At 72.8% G+C, this 12,086-nt stretch carries 12 protein-coding genes; 8 read left to right on the top strand and 4 right to left on the bottom strand.

Going from position 1 to position 12,086, the window contains the following annotated elements; all coding sequences use genetic code 11:
* The first annotated feature begins 97 nt into the window (after nt 1–97).
* A complete protein-coding gene (locus AB8A24_RS25685) occupies nt 98–655 on the top strand; it encodes a YbaK/EbsC family protein (RefSeq protein WP_328965209.1) in 558 nt (185 codons plus the stop codon).
* A 45-nt stretch (nt 656–700) separates the two neighbouring features.
* Here the strand turns inward: AB8A24_RS25685 and AB8A24_RS25680 are convergent, their stop codons facing one another.
* Entirely contained in the window at nt 701–1,408 is a 708-nt protein-coding gene (locus AB8A24_RS25680; protein ID WP_369477758.1) for an intradiol ring-cleavage dioxygenase, read from the bottom strand.
* 242 nt (nt 1,409–1,650) lie between these two features.
* Between AB8A24_RS25680 and AB8A24_RS25675 the strand changes: the two genes are divergently transcribed.
* The 3 genes from AB8A24_RS25675 (at nt 1,651) to AB8A24_RS25665 (ending at nt 3,589) form a co-directional block, all read left to right on the top strand.
* Nucleotides 1,651–2,175 carry a VOC family protein gene (locus AB8A24_RS25675; protein ID WP_369477757.1) on the top strand — a complete coding sequence of 175 codons (525 nt, stop codon included), beginning with the start codon at nt 1,651–1,653 and terminating at the stop codon, nt 2,173–2,175.
* Between the two features lie 218 nt (nt 2,176–2,393).
* Nucleotides 2,394–2,867 carry a hypothetical protein gene (locus AB8A24_RS25670; protein WP_369477756.1) on the top strand — a complete coding sequence of 158 codons (474 nt, stop codon included), beginning with the start codon at nt 2,394–2,396 and terminating at the stop codon, nt 2,865–2,867.
* Entirely contained in the window at nt 2,864–3,589 is a 726-nt protein-coding gene (locus tag AB8A24_RS25665) for an RICIN domain-containing protein (RefSeq protein ID WP_369477755.1), read from the top strand. The genes AB8A24_RS25670 and AB8A24_RS25665 overlap by 4 nt, the downstream gene beginning before the upstream one ends.
* An 11-nt stretch (nt 3,590–3,600) precedes the next feature.
* Here the strand turns inward: AB8A24_RS25665 and AB8A24_RS25660 are convergent, their stop codons facing one another.
* A complete protein-coding gene (locus tag AB8A24_RS25660) occupies nt 3,601–4,533 on the bottom strand; it encodes a hypothetical protein (protein WP_369477754.1) in 933 nt (310 codons plus the stop codon).
* An 811-nt stretch (nt 4,534–5,344) separates the two neighbouring features.
* Here AB8A24_RS25660 and AB8A24_RS25655 point away from each other — a divergent pair.
* Nucleotides 5,345–6,916, top strand: a complete 1,572-nt coding sequence (locus tag AB8A24_RS25655; RefSeq protein ID WP_328965216.1) for a S8 family peptidase — start codon at nt 5,345–5,347, stop codon at nt 6,914–6,916.
* Between the two features lie 298 nt (nt 6,917–7,214).
* Entirely contained in the window at nt 7,215–8,687 is a 1,473-nt protein-coding gene (gene rox, locus AB8A24_RS25650) for a rifampin monooxygenase (RefSeq protein ID WP_369477753.1), read from the top strand.
* A 211-nt stretch (nt 8,688–8,898) separates the two neighbouring features.
* Here the strand turns inward: rox and AB8A24_RS25645 are convergent, their stop codons facing one another.
* Both AB8A24_RS25645 and AB8A24_RS25640 read right to left on the bottom strand, forming a co-directional pair.
* Nucleotides 8,899–9,216: a hypothetical protein gene (locus tag AB8A24_RS25645; RefSeq protein ID WP_328965218.1), complete on the bottom strand. Its 318-nt coding sequence runs from the start codon at nt 9,214–9,216 to the stop codon at nt 8,899–8,901.
* Between the two features lie 125 nt (nt 9,217–9,341).
* Entirely contained in the window at nt 9,342–9,905 is a 564-nt protein-coding gene (locus tag AB8A24_RS25640) for a hypothetical protein (protein WP_369477752.1), read from the bottom strand.
* 251 nt (nt 9,906–10,156) lie between these two features.
* On the opposite strand from AB8A24_RS25640, the gene AB8A24_RS25635 reads away from it, so the two are divergent.
* Complete coding sequence (locus AB8A24_RS25635; protein ID WP_030721513.1) at nt 10,157–11,146, top strand: alpha/beta hydrolase family protein; 990 nt, start codon at nt 10,157–10,159, stop codon at nt 11,144–11,146.
* 32 nt (nt 11,147–11,178) lie between these two features.
* The coding region (locus AB8A24_RS25630; protein WP_369477751.1) for a peptidoglycan DD-metalloendopeptidase family protein at nt 11,179–12,086 on the top strand (908 nt) is incomplete at its 3' end.

Here is a 12,086-nt window from a genome sequence, read left to right as displayed (position 1 = left end):
GCTCCTCGACCACCCCGAACCGGCGACCGCGCTCACCTGTCGAAGGGTACGGCGGACGGCCCTCGGGGGAGTGCGCGGGCCGTGTTAGCGTGCGGGCATGCGCGCTCCCCTCGGGTCCTTCGACAACGCGGTGCCGGCTCCCGACTGCCTCGCGGAACTCACCCCGCCCGTAGCCGAAGCGGTCCGCGGCTGGGCCGGGGACGTGCCCGCGGACCGGATCGTCTACGTGGACACCGACCCCGCGATCGCCGACACCGGCGCCTTCGTCGCGCACTACGGGCCGGAGCTCCTCGGCACGTCGGCGAACTGCGTCGTGGTCGCCGCCAAGCGCGGCGGCGCGGTCACCCTCGCCGCCTGCCTCGTGCCCTCCGCCGGCCGGGTCGACGTCAACGGCGCGGTCCGGCGCCACCTGGGCGCGCGCAAGGTGTCCTTCGCGCCGATGGAGACGGCCGTGGAGCTGACGGGCATGGAGTACGGGGGCATCACCCCGCTCGGCCTGCCGGCCGACTGGCCGCTCCTGGTGGACGCGGCCGTCGCCGACATGCCGTACGTACTCGTCGGCAGCGGACGCCGGCGCGGCAAGCTCATCGCCCCCGGGAAGCTGTTCGGGCAGATCCCCGGGGCCGAACTCATCGAGGGCCTCGCGCTCCTCTGACGTCCAGGCCCGGGTCCGGGTCCGGGTCCGGGCCCAGGCTCAGGCTCAGTCGATTCCGACGGTGTACGTGGCGCGGTAGCCGACCCCGTCGGGGACGAGGGCCAGCGTCATCGCGGCGCCGGCGGCGCGGTAGCGGCTGTCACGGGCGTTGGGGTGCGCCGGCGCGCGGCGCCGCGTGTAGGGCGGGCGGGCGTACACCTGGACCAGTACGTCCTCGGGGAAGAAGAACTGCGAGGTCGTCTCGGTGCGGCGGTCGGGACGCACCTTGAAGTGGATGTGCGGTGCCAGCCCGGCGTACCAGCCGGGCACGATCGTGCGGAACGTACCGCGGCCGGCGCCGTCGGTGACCTGCGTACCGCGCAGGAACGTGGTCCCACCGGTGGAGTAGGCCCCCGAGGCGTCGGCGTGCCAGATGTCGACCGCGGCGTCCGTGACGGGCCGGCAGCCCGCGGAGACCCGTACGACGGTGAGGTCGAGCCGGAAAGGCACCCCCTCGCGGCCCTCCGTGATGTCGGAGCGGTCCCGGTCCAGGTCGAGGTAGTACGGGCCGGCGCCCGCTTTGACGGCGAGAACGCAGGCCGGGGTGCTGCCACCGGGCGACGGAGCCGCGGTCGGTGCCGCGGAAGGCCGTCCGGCCGCCCCCCGGGTGGCGGCCGGGCCGGAACAGGCCGCCGTCAGCGCCGCGACCCCGACCGACCCGGCGGCCAGCAGGAGGGCGCGGCGGCCGGTCGGGGAACTGCCGTTCTCGGTCATGGGAACCTCTCCCGCGCGCGGCGCGACCGTCGCACGCGTGCGCGCGACGGCCACCGATCGCGCCCACCGTGCCGGACGGAACGCGTCGCGGCCAACACCGACACACCCGGTCGGGCAGACCGCACCGGCGTGGGGGACCGCCACCCGAACGAGGACATGTTCCGACCTGGTTCACGCCTACGGTGGTGATGGCACGAGGAGCGGCAGGAACAGCAAAAAGGGAAAAGGACAGGAGGAGGCCGATGGACCACTTCGCCCCCGAGGGGTACACCAGCGTCGCGCCCTGGGTCGTCACCGACGACACGGGCGCGCTGCTCGACTTCATCACCGCGGCGTTCGACGGCGAGGAGATCGCCCGGGTCGCCGTCGCGGACGGCAGCATCGGCCACGGCGAGATCCGGGTCGGCGACACGGTCGTGCTGGCCTTCGACCGGCGGCCCGACTGGCCGGCCACGCCCTCCCTGTTGCGGATCTACGTGCGCGACGCGGACGCCGCCATGGCCGCCGCCGTGGTTCACGGAGCCCGTGTGGTCACCGAGGTCTCCGACAGCGCGTGGGGGGACCGCGGGGGCCGGGTGAAGGACCCGTTCGGCAACATCTGGTGGGTGGTGAGCCGGGTCGAGGAGGTCCCGCCGGACGAGGCCTGGCGGCGCATGTCCGAACCGAAGTACGCCGCATCCATGAGCACGGCCCAGCGGACCCTGGACGCCGAACTCAGCGGCCGCGCCTCGGGCGTGGCCAGCACCCCGCAGCGGCCGACGCCCTAGGGGGTGTCCGGGCCGGCCAGGAGGTCGAGGCCTCGCAGTTGCGCCCGGTCCAGCCGGAGGTCTCCCGCGGCGACGTTCTGTTCGAGGGCGGCGGCCTCGCAGGCCTCCTGGACCGGCTCGTACTCCCGGTCCAGGAGGTTGTCGGCGGCGCTGTTGACCCCTGGTCCGGCGGGGCTACCGTTGACGCTGTTGCGCGGGGACGGCGAAGGGGGAACTTCATGCTGGACGAGGCGATGGTCGCGCTGGCCGCGTCGGTGGGGTCGGGTGTCGTGCAGGCGGCAGGAACCGACGCCTGGCAGGTCATGCGGAACCGGCTGGCCCGGGTGTTCGGCCGAGGGGACCGGCAGCAGGAGGCCGTCCAGCTGGAACGGCTGGACCGGACCGCGGCGGAGCTGACGGCAGCGGGGCAGGACGCCGACGAGCCGGAGGGCAACGAGCCGGCGGCGAACGGCAGCGAGGAGCGGGCCCGGCACGGCGCCGCCTGGCGGACCCGCACCGAGGACCTGCTGGAGCAGCTCGACCCGGACGAACGGGCTGCGGTCGCGGCGGAGTTCCGGGCGCTGCTCGACGCGGCCGCGGCGGGGGCGCGCCCGGCCGCCGGAGGAATTACCCGGAACACGTACTTCGGCCCGACGGCGGTGCAGTCCGGGGACGGCAACGTGCAGGTGAACCGGTTCGACTCCCGCCCGTGAGCGGGACGGGGCCCGACGCGGGCGACGGCGGGCGCGAGGACGGTCGCCCCGGTGATAGCTACCACGGCCCGTCCGGGGTACAGCGCGGCAGTGGGAACCTCCAGGTCAACGTCCACGAGCACCGCGTCGGCATCGTGTCGGCCTGCGCGGTCGCCCTGGTGTGCGTGGCCACCGTGATCGCCGTCCGGGTGGGCGGCACGGGCCAGGACTCCGGGGCGGTAGCCCCGCCCGGCGGGAGCTCGGCCCCTGCCACGGCTACGGGTACGGCTCCTCGTACGGGTACGGCGGATCCGTCGGCCCTCACCGGGCGGCTGGTCAACCGCGACAGCGGGATGTGCCTGCGGGTCACCGGCACCGAGGACGACCTCGTCGCGGTGCAGGACACCTGCACGGCCGATGCCGACCGGACCTGGACGCTCGCCCAGCAGGACGGCAGCGGTGACACCCGCACGCTGCGCAACGCGTACAGCGGCCGGTGCCTGGCCGTGATGGGCACGGAGAACCTGGCCCCCGTCCGGCAGTTCGCCTGCACCGCGGCCCGCCACGACAGGCAGCGCTGGGAACTGCTGTGGGGGAGCGGTGACCGGGCCGACCACTTCGTACTGCGCAACGCCGTCACCGCCAGGTGCCTGCTGGTCCAGGGCCGCGGGGCGGCCCGGCCCGCGGCGCAGATCTCCTGCGGCGAGCAGTACGACGACCAGTGGTGGCACCTCGCCCCGTAGGCCTCGTCCCGTCAGCTGTCCTGCCGCCGGTGCGAGCGCACCAGTGTCCGCAGCATCGCCGCTCCCGCCACCACCGCGCACAGGTGCAGCACCACCGCGACCGCCAGGTGCTCGGGCGGGCGTGCGCCGACCGGGTCGGCCCAGGCCAGGTACAGCGTGACGGGTAGCTTCCAGCCGCTCCACGCGAACAGCGAGCCCGACCCGACCCAGCCGAACATCAGAGGCACAGCTCGGGGCAACCGGGCAGGCCGTGCCCGGGTGATGATTTCGACGGCGGCGGAGCAGGCCAGCGCCCAGAAACCGGAGACCGCCCCCAGCACGTACCAGTCGGTGACCCGTTCGGCCGGGTGCGCGATACCCACCGTGCCGCCGGCTGCCCAGTAGAGCCAGCACAGCCCGACCGCCGCACCGACCACGGCCGCCCAGGGCAGGGCCGTGCGCGGGCCGTCGCCGACCCGCCCCGCGAACGAGGCCGGCCAACGCCGCCGCAGATACGCGGGGACCGCGAGGGTCAGCCCCAGGCCCATCCCCAGAAACCCGAACTGGAGCAGTACGCCCTCCCAGACCGGCATGGCCGGATCGGCCGGATTCCCGGCCTCGCCCGGCGAGCTGCCGCCCGCATCCAGGAGCGCGCCCAACACGCCGAACGGGAGGATCGAGACGAGGAACCCCGACCCCACCCACACGCAGAACACGACCGGCGCCCCCGGTATCCGCATGCCCCACGGCCGCACCAGCGCCAGCGCCGACGCGATCCCGATCGCGGCCATGCCGACCGTGACGGTGTTGAGCACCACCCACTCCGCCATGCCGAACCCATGACCGACCGGCAGCAGCCCCATGAGCGAGCCCACCACCCAGGACACCTTGATCAGCAGGTACGGCAACAGCGCCAAGGCGGCTCCGTAAGCCGCTCGTCGCCCGACCCGATCCCAGTGCTCCACCCGAACTCCCCTTCCACCGGCAGGAATTCCATCCTCGAAGGTCGACCCGAGCGCCGCATCCCCCGCCCGTCGCAGTTGCCTCCCCCGTCCCGGGGAGGCGACGGGATACCACGGGCCCGTCCGGTCGGGCCGGGCGAAGGTGGCGCGCACGAAAATTTCACAACTCGGCGCGGCCTGTGGGCGGTACGCGCCGCCGACGGTGTTCCGGGAGCTCGCCGCGGCCCGCGAGTGCCCGCTCGGGAGCCGGCCGCAGGGCCGGATCCGCGGGCGTCCGCGCTTTTGGCCCTCGCTCGGCGGGGCCGGCGCGAGGGGGTCCCGCTTGGCCTGAACCCGTGCGGTCGGCGGCGCGCTCGACGAGGGCCCCGCCGGCAGGGGCGCCGGGAACACGGCAGGCGGTGGCGGCTCGGACCGTACAGCGGCGGCGCGTTCGCGCCCGCGGCCGGGACCGGCGGCGGGTCCGGCTGCGGCGGGAAATCGAGGTCCCGGGGGCACCCGCGCAGCGGGCGGGGGCGGGCAGCCGTCCGCGGGGCGGCGCGCGAGGGCCGTTCGGGGTCCGCCCGGCCGGGCCGTGCCTACGTCATGTGCGGAGCACCTTTGCTCAATCATGACCGGGGCATGGCAGGGATGTTACGCGTCCGTGGGCCTCTTGTGGGTGAGACGGGGGTGGGTCAACCTTTCGTAGCGACAGCCCGTCGAGCTCGAATTGTCATGGTCATGCCCATGTCTGGGTCCATTCCGTGACCGTGCCCATGTCCATGCCCGTCAGGCCGCCGCTCCGCCCGCAGTGCCCACCCAGAGGAGGACCCCCCACATGTCCGTGATGCGTCACACCCGCCGGAGGCTCGCCGGCATCAGTGCGACCGCCGTCGTCGCCCTCGCGCTCGGCGCCGCTGCCGCGTTACCCGCCTCGGCGGCCGACAACGGCCCGCAGGGCGTCATCGAGAACGCCGGCGCCGCCGGGACCGTCTCCGGCAGCTACATCGTGACCCTGAAGGACTCCGCCGCCCGCTCCACCGCGGACAGCGGCAAGGCCGTCGCCAAGCGGTACGGCGCGAAGATCGACAAGACCTACAGCGCCGCCCTCAACGGCTACTCCGTCGAGGTCTCCGAGGCGCAGGCGAAGAAGCTCGCCGCCGACCCGGCGGTCAAGTCCGTCGTGCAGAACCGTGTCTTCACCGTCGACGCGACCCAGCCCAACCCGCCGTCCTGGGGCCTGGACCGCATCGACCAGCGCGCGCTCCCGCTCAACCAGAGCTACACCTACCCCGACAAGGCCGGCGAGGGCGTCACCGCCTACATCATCGACACCGGTGTCCGCATCACGCACCAGGACTTCGGCACCCGCGCCTCCTACGGCTACGACGCCATCGACAACGACAACACCGCCCAGGACGGCCACGGCCACGGCACGCACGTCGCCGGCACCGTCGCGGGCGGCGCGTACGGCGTGGCCAAGAAGGCCAAGATCGTCGGCGTCCGCGTGCTCGACAACAACGGCAGCGGTACGACGGCCCAGGTCGTCGCGGGCATCGACTGGGTGACCCGCAACGCGGTCAAGCCGGCGGTGGCCAACATGTCGCTCGGCGGCGGTGCGGACTCCGCGCTCGACACGGCCGTGCGCAACTCCATCGCCTCCGGCATCACCTACGGCGTCGCCGCGGGCAACGAGTCCACCAACGCGTCGACGAAGTCCCCGGCGCGTGTGGCCGAGGCCATCACGGTCGGCGCCACCACCAACACCGACGCCAAGGCCAGTTACTCCAACTACGGCACGGTCCTGGACATCTTCGCGCCGGGCTCTTCGATCACCTCCTCGTGGGGCACCGGCGACACGGCCACCAACACCATCTCCGGCACCTCGATGGCCACCCCGCACGTGGTCGGTGCGGCCGCGCTGTACCTGGCGCAGAACCCGGCGAGCACCCCGGCCCAGGTCCGCGACGGCCTGGTGAGCGCCGCGACCCCGAACGTGGTGACCGGCCCCGGCACGGGATCGCCGAACCTGCTGCTCAACGTCGGTGAGGGTGGCACCGTCCCGCCCGGCAAGCGGTTCGAGAACACCGCCGACTACGCGATCAACGACAACGCCACCGTCGAGTCGCCCGTCACCGTGGGCGGAGTCGCCGGCAACGCCCCGGCGTCACTGGCCGTCGCGGTCGACATCAAGCACACCTACATCGGTGACCTCAAGGTGGACCTGGTCGCGCCCGACGGCACCGTCTACACCCTCCACAACCGCAGCGGCGGCAGCACGGACAACATCATCAAGACCTTCACGGTCAACGCCTCCGCCGAGGTGGCCAACGGAGTGTGGAAGCTCCGCGTGAACGACAACGCCAACGTCGACACCGGCAAGATCGATTCGTGGGCGCTGCAGTTCTGAGACCGGGAACGGCGCGTGACTTCTGAGCCGCGATGAACAGGCGGGGGCGACCACAGGGCGGTCGCCCCCGCCGCTGCGCGCCCACGCCCTCAGCGGGCGCCAAAAACAAAAGGCAAGGAGATGGACCACTCCTTGCCACTCTCAAGATATAGCGCGACGGGGGGCTTGCGGCAAGGCCCCCGTGGTACCGCAGACTCTCCCGTCGAAGCCCGGAACATGGCGAAATCCGGGATTCACGAAGCCTGCGTGCCCATATCGGCATACGGGCCTTGTGCGACGTGCTGATGGGGGATTTCCGATGATCGACGTGATCGTTGTCGGCGCTGGGCCGACCGCTCTGATGCTGGCCTGCGAGTTGAGGTTGCACGGTGTGCGTGTGCTCGTGCTGGAGAAGGAGACGGAGCCGACGCCGTTCGTCCGCGCGCTCGGCCTGCATGTGCGCAGCATCGAGGTGATGGCCCAGCGCGGCCTGCTGGAGCGGTTCCTCGAGCACGGCCGGCGCTTCGAGGTCGGCGGCTTCTTCGCCGGCCTCGGCACGTCCTGGCCCGACCGGATGGACACCGCCCACTCGTACGTCCTCGGGATCCCCCAGCCCGTCACCGATCGCCTGCTGTCCGAGCGCGCCACCGAGCTCGGTGCCGAGATCCGGCGCGGCTGCGAACTGGTCGGGCTGAGCCAGGACGAGGACGGGGTGAGCGTCGAGCCGGCCGACGGTACGCGGCTGCGCTCGCGCCATCTCGTCGCGTGCGACGGCGGCCGCAGCACGGTGCGCAAGCTGCTCGGCATCGGCTTCCCCGGCGAGCCCTCCCGGGTCGAGACGCTGCTCGGCGAGATGGAGTTGACCGCGGAGCCCGACACGCTGGCCGCCGTGACGGCCGAGGTACGCAGGACGCACCTGCGGTTCGGCGCGGCGCCCCTCGGGAACGGCGTGTACCGCGTCGTCGTACCGGCCGAGGGGGTGGCCGAGGACCGGGCCGCCCGGCCGACCTTCGAGGAGTTCAAACAACGGCTGCGGGCCGTCGGCGGTACCGACTTCGGCGCGCACTCACCGCGTTGGCTGTCGCGGTTCGGCGATGCCACCCGGCAGGCCGAGCGCTACCGGGTCGGCCGGGTGCTGCTGGCCGGCGACGCGGCGCACATCCATCCGCCCACCGGCGGCCAAGGCCTCAACCTCGGCATCCAGGACGCCTTCAACCTCGGCTGGAAACTGGCCGCCGAGGTGGCCGGCTGGGCGCCGGAAGGCCTGCTGGACAGCTACGAGGCCGAACGCCACCCGGTGGCTGCCGACGTACTGGACAACACCCGCGCGCAGATGGAGCTGATGTCCACGGAACCCGGCGCGAGGGCGGTGCGCCGGCTGCTGTCCGAGCTGATGGAGTTCGAGAACGTCAGCCGGTACCTGATCGAGAAGATCACCGCCATCGGGATCCGCTACGACTTCGGCGAGGGCCACGAACTGCTCGGTCGGCGGATGCGGGACATCACGCTGAAGCGGGGGAGTCTCTACGAGTTGACGCACGAGGGCCGCGGACTGCTGCTGGACCGGACCGGCCGGCTCTCGGTGACGGGCTGGGCCGACCGGATCGACCATGTCGTCGACGACAGCGAGGAACTGGACGTGCCCGCGGTGCTGCTCCGCCCGGACGGGCATGTGGCCTGGGTCGGCGCCGACCAGCAGGATCTGCTCGACCGGGTGCCCCTGTGGTTCGGCGCCGCCAACCGCTGGTGCTGTGACCCGGTGGACCTTTCCGGTCGCAGCACCAGGTCGTGATGCGCACCAGTCGTTTTCGGTCAGATAGGCTGAGAGTGACCGTCCGGATACTCCGCGGAGCGGCACAGGGCGGTCCGCCCCGGGGGTTGTCCTGTCGATCAGGGCGGACCACGGCCCTGGCACCGGCCCCACCTCGCCCACGGCGCTCGCCGCCTTCGCGCTCGCCGCCGACGGTGCCTGACGTCTGATGCAGGCGCCGCGGGGGAGCCGATCAGGTGGCCGGCGTGCGCGGAACCCGGGGGGTTTCCTCCGGCAGGTCCTGCGGGACCGTGGCCGCCCCGTCGGCGCGTACGGCATCCACCACGGCCTGGTGCAGCAGGCGGCTGAATTCCTCCGATTCGCAGCGCACCGGACTGCCGGTCACCGTGAACCAGTCCGAGCCGCCGGTGTACTGCACCGCCACCTGGGCCTCCGGGCTCGACCAGGTGGTGTGCACGGTCAGGTCCCCACTGAGGACTCCCGCCTCGTCGGTGCGTACTCCGCCGCGTCCGGCGAAGACTCCTGTCGTCGTCCACGAAGCCCAGGTCATGGCGCATCGCCCCTCACCGCGGAGTGCCTCTGATGCTTCCACGCTACGGCGGGACCGGGATTCCCGCGTCCTCGCGGCGGCGCGGGGCGGTCGGGCGGGCCGTCGGCGGGGATCACCGGCCGGGATCAGTGGCCGGCGGCGGCCTTGACCAGGGCGACCGCGGTGCCGATGGCCGCGTCCAGGGTGCCTGCCAGCAGCGCCAGGCCCGTGCCGCCCCCCATGCGGACGCCGCCGTACCAGCCCCAGGTGAACAGCCCGGCGACGCTCACCCCGGCCGAGAACAGCAGGGCGGTGTCCACCTCCATCAGCCCGAGCGCCGCCGAGCCGATCAGCACCAGCGGTCCCGCGGCGGACAGCAGCAGAGGGCTGCTGACGGACAGCATGCGGCGCAGCTCGTGGCCGGTCGCCAGCCGACCGTGGACGACCCGGTGGGCCTGCTGGTCCGCGACCAGCGAGGCCAGCCAGAGGCCCACCGCGGCCGTCGCCACGGTCGCGGCGGCTCCGGTGGCGCTGATGTGATCGGAGATCGCGAGCCCGATCACCACCGAGATCATGGTGATGGTGGCGTACAGCCGCTCCTTCAGCCGGGCGGCGGCGAATCGCGGATCGCGATCGAAGGCCTGCTCGTCGTCCGCTCCGGGAGCGGCGCCGCCGGGGGACCCGGCCGGGGGCGTCTCGTCAGGGGCCATGGCGCCTACCGTAGGGCCGGCCGACGGCCCCGCCCCGCAGGCGAGCGGGCAGCGCGTCGTCCGGGCGACACGGCGCCACCCCTCCGGCGCGACGAGCGCTACCCGAGCCGCGCCCGCCTGTCATCCCGCAATGTTCCGGATCCCCTGGTACCGGCCGCCGTTGCTACGTTCCCAAGCGCCAGCCCACACCACTGCGCGCCGGGTCCCGTGGACACCGCCCGGCGTCGCACCCTTGCGACCAGGAGGCCCCGTTGGCCGCGAACCACCCCACCCGCAGGAACATCCTCAAGACCGCCGGCGGGCTCTCGGCCGCGATGGCCCTGGGCGCCGGGGGCGTCCTGTCGGCGGCCTCCCCGGCCGCGGCGGTCGGCGACGGCTTCGGCCTGCGCATCGTGGACCGCAACGAGAACGACCACCGGATGTGGTACTACCGGTTCGACACCGAGGCCATCGGCTGGGACCCGGCGGTCAACGTACTGCTCCCCGACGACTACCACTGGAGCGGGCGTACCTATCCCGTCCTCTACCTCTTCCACGGAGGTGGCACGGACCAGGACTTCATCACCTTCGACCGCGAGCGCATCCGGGACTGGACCGCGGGCAAGCCGATCATCGTGGTGATGCCCGACGGTGGCCACGCGGGCTGGTACTCCAACCCGGTGAGCTCCAACGTCGGTCCCCGGAACTGGGAGCACTTCCACATCGCCCAGCTTCTCCCGTGGGTCGAGGCGAACTTCCGTACCTTCGCCGAGTACGACGGCAGGGCCGTCGGCGGCTTCTCGATGGGCGGCTTCGGCGCGCTGAAGTACGCCGCCAAGTACTGGGGCCACTTCGCCTCCGTCAGCGCCCACTCGGGCCCGGCCAGCATGCGCCGCGACAACGGCCTCGTGACCCACTGGGCCAACCTCTCCTCCGCGGCCCTGGACCTGGGCGGCGGTACGGTCTACGGCGCGCCGCTGTGGGACGAGGCGCGGGTGAACGCGGACAACCCGGTGCAGCGCATCGAGAGCTACCGCAACAAGCGGGTCTTCCTGGTCGCGGGCACCAGTCCCGACCCGATCAGCTGGTTCGACACCGCCAACGAGACCCAGGTGCTCGCCGGTCAGCGGGAGTTCCGCGGCCTCCTCGACCGCGCCGGTATCCCGCACGAGTCGCACGAGGTGCCCGGCGGCCACTTCGTCCGCCACGACCTGCTGGACCACGACATCAACGGCATCATCGCGCGGCTCCGCAAGGCCTGACCGGCCCGACGACCCAGGGGGAGGAACGTCTCGTGCTTCTCGGTATGTCCCGACGCTCGTCGGTGCTGATCCTGGCGGCGGCGGCCGCCGCGGTGCTGCCGGCGGTGGTGGCCCCGTCCACGGCCGCCGCCCGGACCGCCGGCTTCGCCGCCTCGTGCCCGACGTCCGGTTTCATATCCCAGTACTACAGCCAGGCGCACAACGGCATCGACATCGCGAACGACTACGGCACCCCGATCCACGCCGTGGGCGACGGCGAGGTCACCATCTCGGGCTACGAACCCGGCTACGGCCAGTGGATCCGCATCCGGCACGTCGACGGGACGGTGACCGAGTACGGGCACATGCAGCAGCGGGACGTTGCCGTCGGCGACCACGTCGTGGCCGGACAGCGCATCGCGCTGATGGGCAGCGAGGGCCAGTCCAGCGGCCCCCACCTCCATCTGCGGGTCTGGGCCGATCCGAACACGAGCGTCCGCACCGACCCCGTCCCCTACCTCGCGGAGCGCGGGGTGGAGATGCCCTGCACGCCGGGTCAGGGCCCCGGCCCCGGTCCGGCTCCGCTCGTGCATCCGGTGGAGTCGGGGCGGGTGGTGTCGGCCCGGTCGGCGGACGGTCGGCTGGAGGTGTTCGCGGCCGGCGCGGACGGTGTGTACCACGCCTGGCAGACGGCCGCGAACGGTGGCTGGTCGGCGTGGGAGAACCTGGGCGGCCCGGGCAACGCCGAACTCGCCATCTCACCCAACGCGGACGGCCGACTCGAACTCCTGGCCATCAACGGCAGCACTTTCCAGCACCGGTACCAGACCGCGCCTTCGGGTGGCTGGTCCGGGTGGGAATCCTTCGGGGGTGGCGGTCGCGATATCGCCGCGGGTGCGAATGCCGACGGGCGTATCGAGGTGTTCGCCTCGGGTCCGGCCGGGATCTTCCACCGGTACCA

The organism is Streptomyces sp. BF23-19 (assembly GCF_041106355.1).
Classification (GTDB): domain Bacteria; phylum Actinomycetota; class Actinomycetes; order Streptomycetales; family Streptomycetaceae; genus Streptomyces; species Streptomyces virginiae_A.
This window is presented reverse-complemented; position numbering and strand designations above follow the sequence as displayed.